The organism is Solwaraspora sp. WMMA2101 (assembly GCF_049179175.1).
GTDB lineage: Bacteria > Actinomycetota > Actinomycetes > Mycobacteriales > Micromonosporaceae > Micromonospora_E.
In genome coordinates this window covers 5,482,429-5,502,654 of record NZ_JBMHMA010000006.1, presented here as the reverse complement: position 1 = coordinate 5,502,654, position 20,226 = coordinate 5,482,429, and the positions used below count along the sequence as shown (strand labels likewise).

Below are 20,226 nucleotides of genomic sequence, written 5' to 3'. Positions count from 1 at the left end.
CCCCCCATTCAGTTGATGTTGACTTGACTGCCCTTGATGTCCAACTGCCCACTGGACTTCACCGCGAGCGCGGACTTCGCCTCGACCTTGACGTCGGCAGTGGAGGTGATCTCGACGCCGGCACCGGCCAGCCGCAGCCGCCCGCCGGCGGAGATCACCACGTCCGCGTCTGCGGTGACGGTGATCTGGTTGTCCTTCGTACTGATCACGATGCTGTTCCTGCCGCTGCCGTCGACGATCTCGATCCGCTCGTCCTGCTTGGTGTCGACCAGCCGGATCACGTGCTTGCTGCGGGAGACCATCACCCGTACGTCGTTGCGGCCGTCGGCGTTGGTGACCGGTGGGGCGTCCTTGCCGTTCCACAGCGCACCGACGACGTAGGGGACCTCCGGATTGCCGTGTTCGAAGGCGACCAGGACCTCGTCGCCGACCTCGGGCAGGAAGTAGCAGCCCCGGCCGGGGCCGGCCATCGGCGAGGCCACCCGCGCCCAGTCGGTCTCGACATCGTCGGCCAGCCAGGGCAGCGCCACCTTGACCCGGGCCAGACCGTCCGGGTCGCTGTTGTTGGTGACGATGCCGATCACCACCCCGTGGTACCGCCCGTCCGGGTAGGCCTGCTCGCCACCCGCCAACTGGTGGTAGACGTCCGTCACGCCGCGTTCCTCCGTACTTCGAGGCGGGACCGGTAGCCGTGTGCCGCGGTCACCGAGTGGTCGACGGAGACGACGTAGTACTCGCCACTGAAGGTCTCACCCGCTCCCTCGATCCGCACCACCTCGCCGGCGTGCAGGCGAGGTTGCCCGCCGCACTCGGCCTCGCCGGTGATGTAGCTCAACGCCAGGTCGTCGAACTGTCCCCGGGCGATCTGGTCGGCGCGGTCCTGGTTCGGCACCGGCAGGTCCACCCTGGTCGATCTGGTCCGGCCGAAGACCCGGCCGACCTCGCGGGGCCCGGTGACGGCGCCCATCGCCGTGGACTCGGATCCGGAGCCGAACGTGGCGACGACGGCCTTCTTCGTGGCCACGTCCCAGCCCCGTACGGAGTGTTCGGCAGCCTGGCCCATGGTCCGTAGCCGGGGGGTGAACTGGGAGATGTCGTCACCGACGCGCAGCTTCGCCGCCGGCACCCGGCCGAGCTGCGGCGGCCGGAAGGACAACACCTTGTCCCGTACGTGGATCTCGTACCCGATCAGCCCCGCCCGCCGCTGCAGGAACTCCAGATCGGTCTGGTTGTTCTGCAGTACGTAGTCGAGGTCGGTGCCGGTGTCGGGTACGTCGGCACGCAGACCGGCTTCCTTGGCCAACTGCCGGGCGATGGTGCTGTCCCTGGTACGGGTGAAGGTCCTGGTCCGCTGCCGGCGGGCCAGCCGGTGTCGCAGGTCGTAACCACGGATCGTCAGCATCGGCGGACGACCTTCCACGAATGACGGTTCCAGACTGGTGATCTCCCCCGTGATCGCCAGGTGCAGGTTCTTCACGTACCCGAGGGAGATCCGCATCTCGGTGCCGACCGCGAACAGCATGGAGTCCGACCAGGTGACCCTGAGCCGCTCCGCATCCCAGTTCTTCAACGTCACGGTGAACATGCTCAGCGCGTTCAGGTCCTCCAGCACGGTCACCGACTCGACGTCGGAGTGTGCGTCCGGCGGCAGTCGCCGGCCACCACACCGGATCTCGAAGTCCGGCCCCGAATCAGCGGTTTCCATCGTCTGACTCTCCGCTCAGCTCAGCCGCGGGATGGTCAGCACCGTGCCGGGACGCAGGTCACGTGGGTTGACGATGCCGTTGGCCGAGGCGATGTGCCGCCACAGGCGTGGATCCCGGTACTCGGCGGCGGCGATGCTGTGCAACGTGTCGTTGCGCCGCACCACCCACGTCTTGTGCACGTCGGAGGAGTGCAGCTCGCGCTCCTTGAGCTGCGCGTCGGTGAGCGACTCCACGAAGCTGCACGAAACGGTCGCCCGCACCGGCGTGCCGTCGGGCAGGAACATGGTGAACCGTTCGCTGATCTGGGTGAGCACGCCGGTGAAGATGTCGGCGAAGGCCCCCCAGGACAGGGTGCACAGCGGTGGCCGGTGCAGTTCCTTGTCGAACTCGGCCAGCCGGGCCACCCGGTTGGTCAGCACGGTGACGTCGGTCGCGTCGCCGGTCTGGAACGGATTGGGTGGCGTCACCAGCGAGGTGGCCCGGGCCCACATGGACGCCTCCGCCCTCGACTCGTAGGTGTCGAAGAACAGCTCGAGCGACAACGTCGCGGGCTGCATGGCCGCGAACTCCTGCTGCAACCCGCTCCACGTCCAGGCGCTGCCCTTGCCCGCGCTTTCGTGCGCGTGCCAGTTGACCGACCGCGACCGGGTGATCTCGTGCGGGTTGAACAGCGCCTCGATCGGGCCGTTGCGATCGAAGTCCGTGCCGTCGTGAGCGATGGTCAGTTTCTGCAACCCGCCGCCGCCGGGGCCGAACCCGAGCGCGGCGCTGGCCAGGCCTGCCTTGTTGAGACTCACCGCCGCACCGCCCGACGCTCGGCCTCGACCGCCAGCCGGCGCATGATCCGGCCGTGCACCTGCTCGGTGACCTGCCCGACGTCGACCTGCGCGGCCGGTTGAACAGGCGGCTGCGGCACACCACGATCGGCCCCGGACGCTGCGGCCCCGAAGCTGCCGGGCCGGGGCCCGGCGCCGTCGCGCGAGCCGAATCCACGGCCGCCACGCTGCGGTACGCCGGTCGCCGTCGGTACGCCGAGAGCGCCAGGTGCCGACCGGATCTGCGGGCCGGCCGCCGACGGCGCGGCCAGCGGAAGCTGCGGTGCCGGTCGGGCCGCCGGGGGCCGCGCCGTGACCACCTGGGACGGCGTCGCAGCGGGCGAGCGCTGCCCGACGGTGGACGGCCCACCGGCAGCGGGCCGGTGGGCGGGATCTGCCGTGGGTGGGAGGCGGAAGGTCAGGTGGGGTCCGCTGGCCATCCGGCCCGGGTCGCCGGTCAGCCCGGTCCATTCGGCGGAGCCGGCCACCGTCGGACCCGCGGCAGTGGGAGTCCACGACCCGGCGGCGGCACCTGGAGCGCCCGTCGGCACCGCCGGCCTGGTGGGCGACGGCCTGCTGGGCGACGGGCCAGCGGACGCCGGCGCTTCGGCCGGGCGGGCCGGCAGTGGCGCGGAACCCTGATCGGTGGGTGCGGCCACCTTGCGTTGAATGGTCAGCGGTCGGTCGGCGCCCGGCCGGGGCGTCACCGGCGGCACGGCCGGGCCGGCGATCCCGGGACCGGTGGCGGTCCACACCGGGCTCAGCGCGGCGGCCGGGCGGGCTGGACGCGCCGACACCACCGGGCTGGACGAGACGGCCGGCGATCCGCCGGCCGGGTCGGCAGCCGGGCGGCGGGCCGCCGCGACCGGCCCGGGGTGCGCCGGGGCAGGTGGCCCGGCGTTCGCCGGGGCGGCGGGCGGGCTGGTCGGCAGAGCACCGACCGGGGCAGGGCTTCCGGCGGACGGTGGCGGTACCGGTTGCGCGTACACGATGGGTGTCGTCGGCCCGGCGTGCTGCTGGGTGGCCAGGTCGACGTAGCGCGAAGCGACCTCGGCCAGTGGCAGACCCGCCGGCATGGTGTGGTGGCGGGTGAGGGTGGACCGGGCCTGGCCCAGGTCGATCAGGCCGGGTCGGCGGGCCGGCCGGGCCAGCCGGTGGACCAGCGCCGGGTCGAAGGTCGTGTCGTCGTCGTTCATCCCAGGCTCCCGGTCAGCCGACCATGCCGGCCACGCCGTGCGCCAGCGCGGCGGCCTGGCCCAGCAGCGGCTTGGTCAGGCCCTCGTGCACCAGCTCCAGCGACTCGAAGCCGACATCGTCGCCGCTGGCGCTGAACGTCGGGCCGGTCCAGCGCACCGGCAACGCGTTGCGGAAGTTCCACCACATCACCGGGATCTGCCGCCGGTCGAGCAGCACGATCGTGCCGCTGCGGCGTTGGATGACGCCCCGGGTGGTGTTGTCGTACCAGCCCCACAGACCGCTGAGTGGGCTCAGCCCCTGCCGCAGCACCAGGTGCGCGGGGGTGGCCGCGCCGGGCAGTTGGTGGACGAAGCCGTTCACTCCGCCCTCCCGGACCGACTCCATCTCGATCTGGCTTTCCAGACCGCTGACCTCGTTGAATCCGGCGAGCAGCAGGCCTTCGATCTCCACCGCGAAGTTGAAGGTCTGGAACGGGTCCGGCAGCCGCAGGCCGGTCCAGTTGCCGACGGCGGCAGGTGCCCAGCTGAGCCCGAGCGGAATCCCGGTCGACATCATCTCCGTGCCCCTCCCTGTTCATTGAGTCGCTCGTTGATCCGCGCGACCTCCGCGACCCAACGCTGCCGTTCCCGGTGGTCCAGCTGCATGATCTCGTGATAAGGCCAGTGAAAGTGATAGGCCAGGTACGCTACTTCCTCGTGCAGCCGGTCCGGGGAGTAGCGCGTCATCCCCCCAGGCTGGGTGGCTCCACTTCGAACGATCCGCTGCAGTGTGGGCAGTCGACCTGCAGCCGGGCGTGCCCGTTGAGGTTGATCCGCTGGTAGAAGTCCTGCAGGTAGGCGAGATCGGCGGAGTAGAGGTTCTCGACCACGTTGGTGTTGATGTACTCCAGCCCGCCCAGCCGGGTGATCACCCGGGCCAGCAGGATGATCACCAGGTAGCCCGGGTTCGACCGTACCCGGGGATCCTTGATCGGCTCGATCTCGTCGAGCGCGGTGGCCATCCGCATGGTTCCCTCGCGGTGCACCGTGCCGTCCGGCGCGACCAGGCCGTGCGGCAGGGTGAACGGGAACTCGGTACGGCGGGCCTCGGCGACGCCGGTCAGCTCCACTGGTCGACCTCGATGCGTTCACAGGCGAGGATGAGCTGCTCCACGGCGATCTCGTCGCTGGTCGCGCTGAGGCTGGGCCCGCTCCACGACTTGGGCCAGCAGTCGAACAGGTTCCAGGTCACCTTCGGGTTTCCCTGCTGGTCGAGCAGGGTGATCGACACGTTGTGCCGTTCCACGGTGCCCTTCATCACCTTCTGCCGCCACTCCCACAGCTTGCTGTCGCTGGTGAGGCCACGGCTGAGCGTGATGTCAACGTAGCTGTTCAGCCCGGGAATCTTGCGCGGCGCCAGGTTCCGGTCCGTACCCTCCCGGTACTCGGCCGCGTTCTGGCTGGTCTCCAGCCCGGAAGCCTCCCGGAAACCGGCCCGGGTGATGCCGTCGAGCTCCACCGCGAAGTTGTACCCGAAGTATGGGTCGAGTCTGTCCACAACCGCACCTCACTGTTTGTCCGCACCGACTGATGTCTGCACCGGTCACGCCACGCCGACCGTCACCCCGCTCGCGCCGTGGATGACGCGAACGGTGATGAACTCGGCCGGCGCGGTCGGTGCCACTCCGATGTGTGTCACTACCACCCCGGCCTCGATGGCCGCAGGTGGATTCGTCTCGTGGTCGCACTTGACGTAGAACGCCTCGGCGGGCGTGCGGCCCTGCAGGGCACCGCGCTGGAACAGCCCGTCGAGGTACGCGGTGAGTTCCCGCATGATCCGCACCCACAGCCGGACGTCGTTGGGCTCGTGGACCAGGCCGGTCATGAACTGTTCGATCCACCGGCCGATGGTGCTGACCAGGCGGCGGGCGGTCACGTCCTGCCAGGCCGGGTCGGCGCCGAGGGTACGCGCGCCCCAGACCCGTACGCCCCGGCCGGGCAACGCCCGCAGGCAGTTGACCCGCTGCCCGTACAGCGTGCCGACCTCGGCAGCGGTGAGCTGCACCTGCAGGTCGACGACGCCCTCGACCACGGTGTTCGCCGGTGCCTTGTGGACGCCGACCCGCTGGTCGGCGGTGGAGTACACGCCGGCCACGTGCCCGGACGGCGGCAGGTGACGCAGCCGCCCGTCGGCGCCGGACGCGCCCAGCCAGGGGTAGTACAGCGCACCGAAGGCACCGTCGGCCCCGGTCAGCGCTGCGGACTGCTCGGCGACTGCCGCCGGGTCCACCGCCGGGACGCCGTCGAGCAGCGCGAACCGGTCACCGCGCTGCCGGCAGTGCCGCAGCATCGCCTGCTGCGCCTGCACGACCGGGGCGAGATCCTTGTCGACCGGCCACGGCGCGGCGGCGACGATGTCGGGGGCACAGACCAGGTCGACATCGTCCAGGTCGTCCAACGTCGCCAGGCCCTCCTGCACCGCCTCGACGGGCGACAGCGCCCGGGGCAGCCGGACCACGTGACACATCGTCCCGCCGTTGTCGAAGAACCCCCGGACCGCGTCGGCCAGGAAGCCGTCCGGGGCGTCGCCGGAGGTCGCACCGCCGAAGATCGCCTCGAACTGCGGCCACAGGGTCAGCCGCTGCGGGGTGTACGGGCCGGCGGCGGCCCGGCCGAGGAAAGCGGGCACCCCGGTGAGCTGGGTCGGTGGCGGCGGCGGGAACACGTCCTGCCGGTGCACACCGGGTGTCACCTGGTGGGTCACGGTCACGTCCGGCTGTCCACTACTGGATTCCGCCGGCCCACTGGCTGATCCGGAACACCACGAACTCGGCCGGGCGTACCATCGCCACCCCGATCTCGACCACCAGCTGGCCGGCGTCGCGGACCGCGGCCGGGTTGACGGTCTCGTCGCAGCGTACGTAGAACGCCTGCTCCGGGGTGTTGCCCACCAGCGCGCCGGAGGCCCACACGGTGGTCAGGAAGGCACCGACGTTACGCCGGATCTTCGACCACAGCTCCGGCGCGTTCGGCTCGAAGACCACCCACTGGGTGCCCTCGTCGATCGACTCACGCAGGAAGTTGAACAGCCGCCGGGAGGAGATGTAGCGCCACTCGGCCTGATCCTTGCCGGCGAGGGTACGGGCACCCCAGATCGTGATGTTGCCGCCGAACTTGCGGATCACGTTGATGTCGTCCGGGTTGAGCCCAGCCTGCTGCTGCTTGCTGACCAGCGCCTCGACGCCCAGCGCACCCCGGATCACCTCGTTGGCCGGCGCCTTGTGCACACCGCGTTCGGTGTCCACCCGGGCGTACACCCCGGCGATGTGCCCGCTCGGCGGCTGGTACACCTTGTTGCCGTCGGCGTCGGTGGTGCCCACGTCGATCCACGGGTAGTAGATCGCCCCGTAGCTGCTGTCCCGGACCTCGCCCTGGATCGCTTCCTTGGTCAACGTGGTGGTCTGCCGACCGTCGAGGATCGCGAACCGGTCCTGCAGGTACTGGTTCTCGCAGTGGTCGAGCAGCGCGGTCTGCACCGCGTCGCTCACCGCGCCGGGAATCGCGACCAGGGCGATCTCGTCGATCGCGGCGAAGGTCGCCAACGCGTCGATCAGGTCGTCGTCCGACGATGCGGTGTCGGCGGCAGCGGGGGCGGTGTCGGCGTCGTCGTCATCGGCAGCGTCGTCGGCGGCGGGGGCGGAGGGGGCGGCTGCGGCGACCCGGGTGATCCAGCAGCGGCCGCCACCGTTGTTGAAGAAGCCGTAGACGGCGTGGGCGAGGGTGCGGTTGCCCGGCTGGATGTCGCCGAAGAGGTTCTTGAACGTCTCCCAGCCGTCGACCAACTGGGCCTCGCCGGCGGGCGCCACCACGTGGAAGTCGGCCGGCACGGGGGTGCCGTCCGCCGTCACGCCGACGCGACCGGGCAGCAGCGGCATTGTGACGTCGTCTGCGACGACACCGACGAACCCGGCGGTGCTGGTCCCTACTCCGGCGATCGGCTTGATCGCCGAGGGGACCTCCTCGACGTACACGCCCGGCGCTAGATACTGCGGCATCTGTGGGTACTCCCCCTCGTCAGGACTCGTGGCCCACGCCCTGGCCGACCCGGACAACCGTCTCGGTCACCTCGGGCCCGACCGGCGTGGATTCGAACACGTCGACGCTGAGCGTGACGCTGTAGTGCAGAACCGCCTTGGGTCGACCGCCCATGGCCTGCCAGAACTCGCCGATTCCCTGCAGCTGGCTCTCGGCGGTGACCATCGCGCGCAGCGGCGGCTGCTGACCGGCCAGGTCACCCCGCAGGTAGTCGGCGGGGATCTCCCGGTGGCGCAGCAGCACCCGCAGTACGTCGCCGAGCAGCCGGTGCTCGTCCTGAGCCGGGTTGGGTGCACTGTCGTTGGGCCAAGCGGTGACCAGATAGGAGCAGTCGACCCGGGCCGGCACCCGCCGGCGGGTGATCATCCCGGACTCCTGCCGGGTATTCTCCCACTGGTTGGTCCGCAGCTCGTGGTTCTCCCGCACGTCGTAGAGGAAGAACGCGATCGCGGGCAGGGTGACGCCGGAGGGCGGGAACTGGTCGTCAGGCGTGGCGAAGCTGATGGTGATGCCGGGCAACGCCAGCTCGCCCTGCACGAGAGCGGCGAGCGATGCGTCCAGATCGTGAAACACTGCCCTGTCCCGCCCTCAATTGCGTCGTTCGCGCCGGTCGACAGGTCTACCAGGCGGGCGTCCCACGAGCGTCTGCGTCGGCGTCTACCGCACCGCCTCGGAGGATCCTGGGCGACGGGACAAAGGGCTTTTGACCTGGTTATTCACATGTCAATGTGAATAGCGCCACACGAATATCGGGCTGTCCCGACCGCCACAGTCACGAGATGAACAGCCCCCTGAAGATCTCTCCCGCCTTGGAGACCTCCCTCTGCGCGTACCCCTGTCTGTCGCGCAGGCTGTTGCGGACCCGGACCGCCATGTCGGCCCACTCGTTGGGCTGGTACGTATGCAGGTAGGCGTGCCCCTCGGTCTGGGCGAACCGCCGGTTCTCGACGACCACACCGGTCCCCCGCGCGGCTCCCCGGCCGACGCGAGGCGTGACCAGCTCAACGGCGTTCGCACCACCGTTGGCGGAGGTGTCGAAGACCTTGTCGCCCGTTCCGGCGAGGACCCCCTCGACCCACTCGCCGCACATGACGTCCAGGGCGACACCGGGGGCCAACCGCTCCTTCATGCCCGGAAAGACTGGTTGCACATAGTCACGCCCAGTAAGCCGCAGTAGTTCCTCGACGAGATCGTCGTTGCCAAAGAGCCCCTCGAGCTCGGGATACGAATCGACAATCTGGTTTCTGACCGTGGAGAGTCTCGTCTTGTAGAAAAAGATGCCGGCATGGTTCTTGTTCAGCCTGGTCCACCGGTTCATTCTACCGACAGTGAGATAGTAGATGATGAGAGCGAACAGTCCGCGCGCCTCGGCAAGCGCCGCGTCGCTGTAGTCGTCATCGATGTTGTTCTGGATCCACTGAACAACGTCACCAGCTCGGGTGTTGGCCGCACCCAGGGCGACCTTGTACGTCGCCAACCTGTACTGCCCCGTCCCGGGCGCCGTCGGCTGCGCTGCCCGGTCGGCGAATTCGTCGCTGATCTGGGTGACCGACAGTCCGTAGGTCGCCTGCACATGTGCGTGCGCGCCCGTCAGCGTTCCCGCCGGGGCGGTGGATCCGTTCGGGTATCCGACGAAATTCACGCCGGCAGGGTTCGCGGTCAGGCCGGGGACACCGTCCAGCGCCACGTTCGTGTTCGGCGTGAGCGCCTGGTTTTCGATGTGCGTCGCCACCTGCACGAGCCGGTTCATGACGCCACGCACCGTGCTCTCGGAATCCTTGAACTCATCCATCGGTCCGGTCACGAGCTCAAGGATCGGGGCCGGCTGGCCGGCGCCACGAAGCGCATCCGGCACGACGGTGGAGTCCAGGTCCGGGGTGTGGTCGACATGCGCCTCGAAACGTTTGCCGCTGGCAACCGCCGTGGCGTTCTTCCTGGGCGTGCTCTCCACCCCGCCCCGCCGGCTGAACAACGGCACATGATGGAGCTCCAGCTCGAACCCGAACTTACGCTGCGCGAGAGCGGGTCCCACCGTGGGCGTCGGCCCGGTGGTACACGGTCCGGCGGCGCCCTGCTGGACGGTGTGCGTCAGCTCGTGCCCCAGCAGCGCGTCACCCCGCGCGCTGCCCGGCCGGTACTCACTGCGGCGTACGAACACGTCGGCGCCGACGGTGAAGGCCCTCGACCCGAGCGTGTCGTTCAGCCGATCGGACTCGGCACCGACGTGTACCCGTACCCCGCTGAAGTCCGCCCCCGACACCCGCTCCATCCGCTCCCGCACACCGCCGGGCACCGCCCGCCCACCGCTGCCCCGCGCCCGGTCCACCGCCCGCGCGAGGCCAGGATCCGCCGCACCACCGGTAGGCGTGCGCACCCGACCGATCGCCTCCGGGGCACGCTGCACGGACGACCCGAACGCCAGCTGGGAGATCCGGTCCGCCTCCCGCTCGTACGGATCGTCCACCGGCCCGACGTTCAGTTTCGCCTGGATGATCGCCCCCGCGCCACGATTGCCGTACCGCCGCTGCAACGCGTCGCGAGACGCGACGGGTCGACGCGGAGCCGACCCGGACCCGGAGGCCACCACCGGGGACCGGTGCGCCACGCCGCTGTCGTGCTGTGCCGAATGCACGTCGAACCCTCCACAGTCTCGTCAGAAGCGCCGATCAGCGGCGACCTTCCCGTTCAATAGGTCGGCGCCGAATTCCCCCGCCGACAGGATCTTGCCCATCTTTTGATACTCACGTCTGGTCGCGTGGATCAGATGCGCCATGGTCACCTTGCCACCGTCGGCGGCGGCGAGGAAGGCGCTAGCGAGAGCGATGTTGCGGATGTTTCCGCCCGGCAGATCGACCTGCCGGGCCAGCAGATCCAGGTCGAGGTCGACGTCGAGCGGCGCCTGCTCGGGCCAGACCTGCGCCCAGATGCGGCGACGGTCCGCTACCTCGGGGACCGGGAAGTCGACGGTGGCGTGCAGCCGGCGGGTGAACGCGTCGTCGAGGTTCTTCCGCAGGTTCGTCGCCAGGATGACCACTCCCTCGTGCTGCTCCATCCGCTGCAGCAGGTAGCTGACCTCTAGGTTGGCGTACCGGTCATGCGCGTCGCGGACCTGGGAGCGTTTGCCGAACATCGCATCGGCCTCGTCGAAGAAGAGCACCGCGTTGCTGGTGGCGGCCTCGGCGAAGATCTGGGACAGGTTCTTCTCGGTCTCACCGATGTACTTGCTCACCACCGTCGACAGGTCGATCTTGTAGAGGTCCAGGCCGAGCTCGTGCGCGAGCACGTCGGCGGCCATCGTCTTGCCGGTGCCCGACGGGCCGGCGAACAGCACGGCCAGCCCTCGACCGTTGGCCAGCTTGCGCTCGAACCCCCAGGACTCGTAGATCAGAGCCCGGTAGCGGACCTGGTTGGCGATCTCCCGTAGCTGTTGCATCCGGTCGGCGGGCAACACGATGTCATGCCAGCCGTAGTGCGGCGTGATCTGCTGGGCCAGGTCGGCCAGCTTTCGGTTGGACTGCAGCCGGCATGCCGCGTACAGGTCGGCCTGGGTGATCCGGGGCGCGCCGGGTGCACGGGTGTACGCCAGGTTGTGAGCGGTCACCGCGGCGTCGCGGATCTGGCCGCCGGTGAGCCGGAACTTGCCGGCGACGGCGGCCAGGTCCAAGGTGTCCTGGTCCAGGGTGTCTCGGTCCGCCCCGGCAAGCGCGCCGTCCCAGATGCGCAGCCGCTCGGCGTAGCCGGGCGCGGGAAACTCCAGCCGGGCGAAGGTAAGGCCCGCCGGCAGGTCGGCCGGCTCCCACGAGGTGTCACCGGTAAGGAACGCCGGAGCAGGGTACGCCGCCAGGGTGGACAGCAGCAGCGACAGTCGTGGCCGGGCCTGCTCGACGAGCAACGGGTCGACGTCCGCCCAGCACATCACCGCGCCCTGCAGCCGGGCCTCCCGCTCGGCCAGGCCGACCAGGGTGACGAACTCGTCGAACGGGCGGTCGGCCAGCAGATTGGCGGACACCACCAGCAACGGCGCGTACCAGTGGCGCGCACACGCCGCCGCGACGCTGCGCCGGCCGACGCCGTAGTCCCCATGGCAGTAGACCACCAGGTCGTCGCCGGCGTGCTCGCTCAACCGGGCCAGTGCCGCTCCGAACTCCGCCGGGAAGTGCAGGTCGTCGAGGGTCCGGGTCGGTGCGACGATCCGGGCGTACGGCTGAAGCTGCTGGGCGACGTCGTCGTCTTCCAGCAGGAAACCGACGACCCGTGGGTCCAACCGGAGGTTGTTACCCAGCAGTGAGTGCACCGGTGCGGTCGGGTCCTCAGTCGACGTGACGAGCCGATGCCGGAGCAACGGTGCCGACGGCGCGAACCGGGCTCGCGCGGCCATCCGCGACTGACGGTCCGCGCACAACATCGTGAGAACGAGATCGACCGTCGGCAGCCGGCGGGTCAGATCGTCGTGCAGGTAGCCGTACAGCCGTTCGTAGCTCCGGTCGATCTCGGGCGCGAGGCAGGCCACGATCACTTCGACATCGAACGGGGCGAGGTCGAACATTCCGGCCAGCGCGACCAGCCGCAGACCCACGCCGTCCCGCAGGCTCTGCGCCACCCGCTCGCCGATCTCGTGGGACAACTTGTCCAGCTCGGCCGCGGTCCCCGGGTCGTCGTCGCCCGGCGGCGCCCAGTCGGGTACACCGTCCAGCAACGCGTCGGCCTCGGCCTCGGAGACATAGAAGGTGGAAAGCTCACCGCCGGGCCGGGGTCGGGCCTTCCGGACCCGACTGACCTGCCTACCCAGCACCAGGTCGAGCCGGGCGAGTTCGGCCAGCAGGTGCTCCGTCGAGTTGGCGTACCCCGCACCGTCCATGGATCCCCGCACCTCGTCCCGGTTGTCCCCGACCGGTACATCATTGCCGCCGGAAGCGGCCGGCGCGATCGTGGATACGCCGACAGTCTGCACCGATCGGCCGCTTCCCGGTCGGATGTCCGCCGCCCGGTCCGCCCGGATCTGCTCGTAGAGGACCGTGGTGTCCACCGACGGGCGCACCCCGAACTCCTCGTCCACCACCGACGTACACAGATCGTACTGACGAAGCGCGGCGATCCGGTCACCGGCGGCGTAGTGCAGCCGCATCAGCTGGCGGTGGGTCCGCTCACGCGCCGCGTCGTGGCGCAGCACGGTCTGACCGAGGTCCACGCCCTTGGCGTAGAGACCACGGGCCTCGCAGTAGCCCATGAGCTGTTCCTGCATCGACAGGTAGGTGTCGCGTAGCCGGTCCCGTTCGGCACCGCACCAGTCGTGGTACCAGGTGGCGAGGAGGTCTCCACGGTAGAGCTCCAGCGCGTGCTCGACCGTATGGGCCTGGTCGTCGGAGAGCGCTCCGCCGGGCACGTCGCGGACCGCCGCGTAGCTCTCCTCGAACGCGTCCACGTCCAGCCAACAGGACGCCTCCGGGTTGATCCGCACCCAGCCGGGGTCGATGACGACGAGTTCGCTCGCCGGGCGCTGGTCGTTCGGCTGGTCCTGCATGCTCGTGTTGAGCCGCCACAGTGCCTGGCGCAGGTACTTGCGGGCAACGCCGGGCTCGGCCCCCGGCCAGAGCAGTTCCGAGATGGATTCGCGGGTGTGCGTCCGGTTCCGATGAATGAGCAGGTAGCCGAACAGCTCAAGGGCCTTGCCAGGCGGCGCACTGAGTGGTTGACCACGTCGGAGGATCGAGACATCGTCAAAGAGTCTCACCTGCACGACGTGTCTCCTTCGTACCGCAACGGCCCGCCCGGCCGGCCCCGCCAGCGCGGGCGCCGCTCGCCGCACGTCGTCCCCAGCTCCGGTGCCAATCAGGACATAGGGGCGCCACGCTACTCCACGGTGCTCCGACTGGTCATCGCGACTGTCGTCGACCGGCCACTTGGACTGCGGCGACAACCGGGCCGGCAGGTCCTGTCCCGGCCACGGTCTGCGGTCCGTCCTGGAACGAGATCGACGTCGAGACCGGCGACCTGGAACAACCGTCACCGTCTGTGATCGGCGACCACAAGGCCGGACTATGGCCGGCCGTCGTGGAGCATCCACAGCCGGGTCAGGGTCTGCTTGTCGTCGCCGGGCACATGTCCGTTGACCGCGCGACAGACCCAGCCCAGCCGCAGCGCCACCCGAGTAGCGGCAACCAGGTCGCCAGTGAACCGGTCGACACAACGGCGCCAGATACGCGTCCGGGAACGGGGCCGGGGTCTACGGAGTCCTGAACGTCGTCCAACCCCGACGCCAGCACACCTTCGACAGTGACCGACAGGGTGAAGAACGGATGCGACGCGCAGGCGTCACCCCAGTCCATGATGAGGTGGCGGCCGTCGCAAACGAAGATTTGCACGTCGTGCAGGTCGTCGTGCTGCGGCAACTCCGGCAGTCCGTACTCCGCAGGCTCGGCACGCAGCTCGGCCACCATCGGCACCGCGTCGCGCAGACGCCGCAGCGCGCCGACCTCGTCGATAATCCGTGCGTACGCGTCCGGGAGGGTGGCGAGCCGCCGGTCGGGCGACCCCAGCGCGAGCAGGTCGTTGACGTCGTCGGCCAGGTCGAGCTGCACTCCGGCGTGGCGCGGCAGGACATCCCGCCACCGGTCCAGGCTCCGCTCGGACTGCGTCACTACCCGCAGCGTCTCCCCCGCGTCCGCCATCAGCATCCAACCGGCGGCGGGTCGGCCACCAACAACGTCGGCACTGCGTCGGGCTGGCGGGCGGCGATCCGCCGCACCCCGAGCTCGTCGAGCCGGCCGTCGATCCGATCCCGCACCTGGGCCAGCCACTCCGGTCGCGCAAGCGTCTGTCGTCCACTGCCGCGATGCTATTGAGCCCTGCCGCCGAACCAGGGCGAACCATCCCAACGCGGTGAACACGACGAGCAGCGCCACCGCAAACAGGGCGGTTCCGAGCCAATGCGGCATCGGGACAAGGAACGGGACCTGATGGATGAACAGACCCGCGCCGATCAACGCTTGGCACCAACCGTTGCGGACCGGCTGGGACCGTTGGCTCACCGTCGGTCGAACGAAGCGAAACCTAGACAGGGGCGATCGACGCGTCATCGCGGTGTGGACACCGAGTACGACCAGAAGGAGGCCACACACAGTCACCACCAGGTGGACGGCCACCAACAGGGGGTCGGTGTCACTCAAGCTCATCCGGCAATCATTCAGGCGGGAGTCGAGGCCGCGAGTCGATCTGACTCCACCGGGGGCCGGACGGGCGGGCCCTCGAACCTGCCCCGTCGCTGGTCGGGATAGGTGGGCACGGCAGGTTTCGAACCTGCAACCCCTCGCTTGTAAAAGCCACTCTGGCTGTCCACCCTGGTCCGACACCGCCCCGATCATGCGCACCATCGGCTTGAGGACCTCTCCGGACAGTCCCGTACCACAGTGAGCGAGACGGCATACTCGGTGATGTGACAGACAACCTCGGCCGCTCCGGCCGGTCAGGCGATGCACGGGAGATGTTCTCAGGTTTCTATGCCGTGGTGCTCGACCATGCAAAGGGTTCGGGCAGACGAGTTCGCTGGTCGCCAAGCCACGATGCCTGGCTCCGCAGCGAAGGTTACGGCCGATACATGCAGCACCCGTGGCTTAGTGAGCCCGGGGAAACTTACGGTGACGCAGACGCCCCTAGCGAGAAGGATCAAGCTGCAGCAATAGCGCTCGCCAACAGCGTCATCCACGCCGATGGACGACCATTTTTCTGCGAGCGATGCCACAAGAGCGATGCAGGAAGCCATTTTATTGCGCCGAACATACACAGCGAGCCCGAGCTCTATTGCCTTCAAATGCCTACTTGCAGCGTGGTCGATTCATCGGGTGGAGGTGGCCTACTCAAGCACTGGGGAAGTCCATTCGGCTGCCAGTCCGTGAAGCATTGGATTGATACGGGCGATCTCGGTCGGACTCCATTCATCGGCCCACTGGCGGCTTACGTTTTTGGACGACCACTGCCTGCGGATGAAGTAATTAACCGCGAATGGTGCTCTCGCTGCGCCGGAGCCGCAGGAAACATGCGACACAACGCCACCGCACAGGGTGCCGACGAAGTCGAATGGACACGGAAGCAAGTTCGAACGCAAGTTCTATATTTGTCGCGCAGCCTGACGGAGCACTACAGCAGGGAATAGGCTCTCGACGAACTAGCCCTTCAAGTCAGGTCAGTTTTGACCCGCTAAAGGGGGCATCTTCAACGCGTCGTAGACAGTTGCCGCATCAGTCAGAGACCCGCGCCACGTACCGAACCGCCATGGCGTCGGAACGGATGATGTAGCGAGTCGCTTCGAACGAGAAGCCACCGGAGTCGAAGGAGACGTGCAGCAGGACGATGACGGGCACACCGGGCGGGTGTTTCAGCGCCTCTGCCTCGTCGCGGGTCGGGAATCGGGTGCTGAGCTGTTCTCTGATCCGCGCGGTCCGGTATCCGAGTCTTTCGAGGGCAGCGAAGGTCCCGCCTGGCCCCAAGTCCAGTTCGGTCGCAAGGGCCGAGGTTCCGACTACGCTCGTCGGCAGGTAGCTGTAGCCGAGTTGGACGGGTTTGCCGTCGGCAAGGTATCTGTTCTCTCGGAGGGTGACGGGGTCGCCCAAGCCCAGGGATAGCATGGCGGCTACGTCGCTCGGCGGCTGCTGTCGGGATACGGCGAGGCATTCGACACGTGGTGTACGTCCCTGCATGGTTGACTCGGCAGCGAACGGTGTCAGGTTCTGTTCCCGCAGGAAGGGGTTGGCGTACCGATCTGCTCCGAGGCGCATGAGCGGTGGCCGACTGCGGACGAAGACGTCGTAGAGCATCGTCGCGACCTGCGACCATTGGGATGCGCTGACGAGCGCTGGTCCGCTCATCTGCGTGAACCACGTCGAGCGCGTTCTCCCCGCTTCGACGTCGCGGTCCAGACCGTCGCCGGACACTGCGGATCGGGATGGGAATTCGCGCTCCTGGCCATCGGGAGTGGCTTTTACGAGTCGCATGAGCTGGCCTTCGGCGTTGAGGCAGGCGTCCAGCGCTTTGGCGAGATGCAGGCTGGGCGGCTTCTTGCCGTTCTCGACCTCACACAGATACGAGCGTGAAAAGTACGCCTTCTTTGCCAGATCCCGGAACGACATCCCGTGTTCCTGTCGGAGTCTGCGCATCAGTCGGACGAAGTCCGGGTCAACGACGACCATTTCGGTTCCTCCCGAGTGGCAGGGGATCAGCGACTCTGCTCCGTTGAGGTCGGCGCTGTACCAGCGCGACGCCCGCCAGGACCAGGAGCATCCCGAGGACCATGGAGGCTGTCACCTGCTCGTCGACGACCAGGAATCCGAGGATCACCGCGACGACCGGCAGCAGGTAGGTGACCGTGGATGCCACGGTAGGTCCGTCGTCGGTGATGAGCCGGTAGTTGAGCACGTAGGCGGCCCCGGTGCCGAGGACACCCAGGATCAGCAGGCTGACCACCGCGTCGAAGCGCAGGTCTGGCACGGTCAGGCCGCCGAGGGGCAGAGCCAGGATCATCAGGATCGTTCCGGCGACGAACTGTGTGGCAGAGAGCATGATCGGCGGGATTCCCCGGTTGGTGAGGAACTTGCCCATGTAGACGTAGGAGACTCCGTAGCTGGCGGATGCCGCCAGGATCGCCAGCCCTCCCCAGCTGGCGACCTCGCTCGCCGACTTCCACGGCGTGAAGATGACCACCGCGCCGACGAAGCCGAGGGTCAGTCCCGCTCCCCGCGACCACGTCGCCGTGCGGTCGGCTCCGACGACGAAAGCGATCAGCGCCGTCCACAGGGGCGTGGTGGCGTTGAGTACCCCGGCGACACCGGAGCCAACGGTCTGCTCACCGATGCCGAACAGGGTGTACGGGATCGCGTTGGCGACCAACGCCGCGACGAACAGATGCCCCCACGTCGACCGGTCGGCCGGGAACCGCAGCCCCCGGTGCAGGGCGACGGGCATCAGCACCAGTGCACCGAGGGCCAGGCGGACAAGGACGATCTGCACCGGGGTGAAGCCGCGTAGCGCCAGCTTGATCCAGAGGAACCCTGACCCCCACAGCAACGCGAGCATCACCAGCCGGACGAGACTGCCTCGACTCATCAGACGGTCCTGTCAGTCCTCTACGGGTATGTCGTAGTCCAGGCCGTTGAGGTCGCCGCGCATCACGAACCGGGTGACTTCGAACGGAGTGTGCTGCTCGTCGAAGCTGGTGTGCAGCACCTCGATGACCGGTACGCCGGGCGGCATCCCCAACCCGGTCGACTCGTCGTGGTACGGCATCCTCGCCGAGATCTCCTCGCGGACGCGGGTGATCCGGTGGCCGAGTTCTTCGAACCTGGCGTAGATGCTGCCCTCGCCGAGGGTCCGCTCGGTCGCCAGCGGCGACCCCTCGGCGACGTCGACGGGGATGTACGTCACGCCGACCTGTACCGGCTCGTCGTCGGCGAAGTACCAGTTCTCCCGGCGGACGACGGTCGCGGTGTTCCCGTCGAGGCCGAGGCGTTCGGCGACGTCCGGTGGAGGCTGGTCGCGGATGACCGACCGGCATTCGGTCCGGGGTACGCGGCCCTGTTTCGTGACCTCGATGCGGAACGGCGACAGTCCCGTTTCGTTGCGCAGCTGGCGGGAGTAGCGGTTGGCTCCGAGGCGCATCAGGGGCCGGTTGGGGCGGACGTAGACGCCTCGCCCGTGCTGCGCGACGACCAGGCCTTCCCCTTGCAGGATGCTGATCGCTTCCCTGGCGGTGTTGCGTGCCGTGCCGTAGCGGGCGGCAAGGTCCCGCTCCGATGGCAGCTTGCCGCCGGGTGGCAACTCCCCCGCTTGGATGCTCAGACGCAGGTCATCGGCTATCCGCCGGCTGGGTGGTCGCTTATCTGTGCTGGTCGGCTCGTCCATTTCTGGCCTGCCTGTCACTGGGGGTCAACAACACGCTCCACGCTACCTCCAACTGGCTCAAGCCAGTAGTGGGCGGCTGTTCGCTATGCACCACAAACTGGCTCAAGCCAGTAGTTTGAGCGGGCCGATCTCCATCGACGGCCTAGGAGCACGGGCGTCCACTGGCGACCATCGTCGCAGGCGAGGAAGTGAGACGACGCAGGGCACCGGGCATCCGGTGCCCTGCTCGCGTGCTGGTCAGAGTGTGGGCGCGGCAGGTTTCGAACCTGCGACCCCTCGCTTGTAAGGCGAGTGCTCTTCCACTGAGCTACGCGCCCGGGCACGGCGGATTGACCGCCCCGGCGGCGGCTAGCTTACCTTGCCACGGTCGGCGGCCCGGCGGCCCCGTCCCATGGTGCGGAACGCGGCGTACCGGACGCGGCCGGCAGGTACGGCGGGACCTGCCGCACAGGGACGGCGGGGCCCGTACGGCAGGGACAGCGGGACCCGCCGGACGGTGGCCGGTCCCGCTGCGTACCGCCGGGATCCGCCGGTCCGGATGCTCAGTCGGACAGCTCGGCGATGGCCTTGCGCCAGGCTGCCTGATCGCGGGCCTGGCCGGGGCCGTTCATCTCGGCGAACCGGACCACGCCGGCCTTGTCGATGAGGAAGGTGCCACGGTTGGCGATCCCGGCGGCGTCGTTGAACACCCCGTACGCCTGGGCGACGGCGCCGTGCGGCCAGAAGTCGGCGAGCAGGGGGAACTGGAACCCTTCCTGCTCGGCCCAGATCTTGTGGGTGTAGACCGAGTCGACGCTGACCGTCAACGTCTGCACGTCGTCGTTGACGTACGCCTCGAGGTTGTCCCGGACCTCCTGCAGCTCGCCCTGGCAGGTGCCGGTGAACGCGAGCGGGTAGAAGATCAGCAGGACGGCCTGCCGACCCCGGAAGTCCGCCAGCCGGACCTCCTGGTTGTTCTGGTCCTTGAGGGTGAACTCCGGTGCCTGCGTACCGACCTCGACTGCCATGTCCGCTCCTTCACTCACTTCTTCGCCTTGGCCCCACGGCGCAGCACCAGCCGGGCGGCACTCCAGTCCTTGCCGGCGTTGACCATGGAAGTCTGCTGGAGTCCGGCGCTGGGGGCGGACTCGTTGATGTCGCTCGGTTCGACGTGGCCGTCGCGCCCGGCCTTGGGCGTCAGCAGCCACACCACGCCGTTGTCGGCCAGCGGGCCGAGGGAGTCGACGAGCAGCTCGAACAGGTCCCCGTCCCCGTCGCGGTACCACAGCAGCACCGCGTCGACGACCTCGTCGGTGTCCTCGTCGACCAACTCGCCGCAGCGGTCGGCCAGGGCGTCGCGGAGATCCTGGTCGACGTCGTCGTCGTAGCCGATCTCCATGACCACCATGCCCGGCTCGATGCCGAACCGGTCCGCCAGGCTCCGTACGCCGTCGGCGGCCTGACCAGCGGTCGCGCTCACTGTTGCTTGCCTCCTCGTCTTGAGCTGCCGGTATCCGTCGGACACCGATAGCGGGTAGTTCACACAGTTGTGCCGGCCGGCGCAAG

General features: G+C 68.6%; 19 protein-coding genes and 1 tRNA gene. All 20 read right to left on the bottom strand.

The genetic code is table 11. The features are described 5' to 3' along the window. Positions 1-8: 8 nt before the first annotated feature. The 20 genes from ACN28F_RS26075 to ACN28F_RS25980 all read right to left on the bottom strand — a co-directional run bounded on the left by ACN28F_RS26075 (position 9) and on the right by ACN28F_RS25980 (position 20,140). A complete protein-coding gene (locus tag ACN28F_RS26075; RefSeq protein WP_289210481.1) occupies positions 9-653 on the bottom strand; it encodes a phage baseplate assembly protein V in 645 nt (214 codons plus the stop codon). Further along, entirely contained in the window at positions 650-1,705 is a 1,056-nt protein-coding gene (locus tag ACN28F_RS26070; protein WP_421360129.1) for a phage late control D family protein, read from the bottom strand. Before ACN28F_RS26070 ends, ACN28F_RS26075 begins: the two co-directional genes overlap by 4 nt. Positions 1,706-1,720: 15 nt before the next feature. Further along, on the bottom strand, positions 1,721-2,503 hold the full coding sequence (locus tag ACN28F_RS26065; RefSeq protein ID WP_289210479.1) for a LysM peptidoglycan-binding domain-containing protein: 783 nt from the start codon (positions 2,501-2,503) through the stop codon (positions 1,721-1,723). Next, positions 2,500-3,717, bottom strand: coding sequence for a hypothetical protein (locus tag ACN28F_RS26060; protein ID WP_289210478.1), 1,218 nt, complete (start codon positions 3,715-3,717; stop codon positions 2,500-2,502). Before ACN28F_RS26060 ends, ACN28F_RS26065 begins: the two co-directional genes overlap by 4 nt. 13 nt (positions 3,718-3,730) lie before the next feature. After that, on the bottom strand, positions 3,731-4,270 hold the full coding sequence (locus ACN28F_RS26055) for a phage tail protein (protein WP_421360127.1): 540 nt from the start codon (positions 4,268-4,270) through the stop codon (positions 3,731-3,733). After that, the gene (locus tag ACN28F_RS26050; RefSeq protein ID WP_199757663.1) at positions 4,270-4,443 is read right to left on the bottom strand and encodes a DUF6760 family protein; all 174 of its coding nucleotides are present in this window, start codon (positions 4,441-4,443) and stop codon (positions 4,270-4,272) included. Before ACN28F_RS26050 ends, ACN28F_RS26055 begins: the two co-directional genes overlap by 1 nt. After that, positions 4,440-4,826: a hypothetical protein gene (locus ACN28F_RS26045; RefSeq protein WP_199757664.1), complete on the bottom strand. Its 387-nt coding sequence runs from the start codon at positions 4,824-4,826 to the stop codon at positions 4,440-4,442. Before ACN28F_RS26045 ends, ACN28F_RS26050 begins: the two co-directional genes overlap by 4 nt. Further along, entirely contained in the window at positions 4,817-5,254 is a 438-nt protein-coding gene (locus ACN28F_RS26040) for a phage tail protein (protein ID WP_421360125.1), read from the bottom strand. Before ACN28F_RS26040 ends, ACN28F_RS26045 begins: the two co-directional genes overlap by 10 nt. Positions 5,255-5,299: 45 nt before the next feature. Beyond that, complete coding sequence (locus tag ACN28F_RS26035; RefSeq protein ID WP_421360123.1) at positions 5,300-6,466, bottom strand: phage tail sheath family protein; 1,167 nt, start codon at positions 6,464-6,466, stop codon at positions 5,300-5,302. A 13-nt stretch (positions 6,467-6,479) separates the two neighbouring features. Beyond that, complete coding sequence (locus ACN28F_RS26030; protein WP_421360121.1) at positions 6,480-7,751, bottom strand: phage tail sheath family protein; 1,272 nt, start codon at positions 7,749-7,751, stop codon at positions 6,480-6,482. Positions 7,752-7,770: 19 nt separating this feature from the next. Next, entirely contained in the window at positions 7,771-8,364 is a 594-nt protein-coding gene (locus ACN28F_RS26025) for a DUF4255 domain-containing protein (RefSeq protein ID WP_289210474.1), read from the bottom strand. Positions 8,365-8,563: 199 nt separating this feature from the next. Then, positions 8,564-10,423, bottom strand: a complete 1,860-nt coding sequence (locus ACN28F_RS26020) for a DUF4157 domain-containing protein (protein ID WP_289210473.1) — start codon at positions 10,421-10,423, stop codon at positions 8,564-8,566. 21 nt (positions 10,424-10,444) lie between these two features. Then, the gene (locus ACN28F_RS26015) at positions 10,445-13,522 is read right to left on the bottom strand and encodes an AAA family ATPase (RefSeq protein ID WP_421360119.1); all 3,078 of its coding nucleotides are present in this window, start codon (positions 13,520-13,522) and stop codon (positions 10,445-10,447) included. Positions 13,523-13,862: 340 nt separating this feature from the next. Continuing rightward, positions 13,863-14,465, bottom strand: a complete 603-nt coding sequence (locus ACN28F_RS26010) for a phosphotransferase (RefSeq protein ID WP_289210471.1) — start codon at positions 14,463-14,465, stop codon at positions 13,863-13,865. Positions 14,466-16,025: 1,560 nt separating this feature from the next. After that, entirely contained in the window at positions 16,026-16,973 is a 948-nt protein-coding gene (locus ACN28F_RS26005; protein WP_421360117.1) for a UTRA domain-containing protein, read from the bottom strand. Continuing rightward, positions 16,960-17,886: a DMT family transporter gene (locus ACN28F_RS26000; protein WP_289210469.1), complete on the bottom strand. Its 927-nt coding sequence runs from the start codon at positions 17,884-17,886 to the stop codon at positions 16,960-16,962. Before ACN28F_RS26000 ends, ACN28F_RS26005 begins: the two co-directional genes overlap by 14 nt. Before the next feature lie 12 nt (positions 17,887-17,898). Then, positions 17,899-18,681, bottom strand: coding sequence for a GntR family transcriptional regulator (locus ACN28F_RS25995; protein ID WP_289210468.1), 783 nt, complete (start codon positions 18,679-18,681; stop codon positions 17,899-17,901). 245 nt (positions 18,682-18,926) lie between these two features. Next, positions 18,927-18,998, bottom strand: a tRNA-Val gene (locus tag ACN28F_RS25990). A gap of 225 nt (positions 18,999-19,223) precedes the next feature. Then, positions 19,224-19,688 carry a peroxiredoxin gene (locus ACN28F_RS25985; RefSeq protein ID WP_289210467.1) on the bottom strand — a complete coding sequence of 155 codons (465 nt, stop codon included), beginning with the start codon at positions 19,686-19,688 and terminating at the stop codon, positions 19,224-19,226. 14 nt (positions 19,689-19,702) lie between these two features. Beyond that, entirely contained in the window at positions 19,703-20,140 is a 438-nt protein-coding gene (locus ACN28F_RS25980; RefSeq protein ID WP_282228497.1) for a DUF3052 domain-containing protein, read from the bottom strand. Positions 20,141-20,226: the final 86 nt, after the last annotated feature.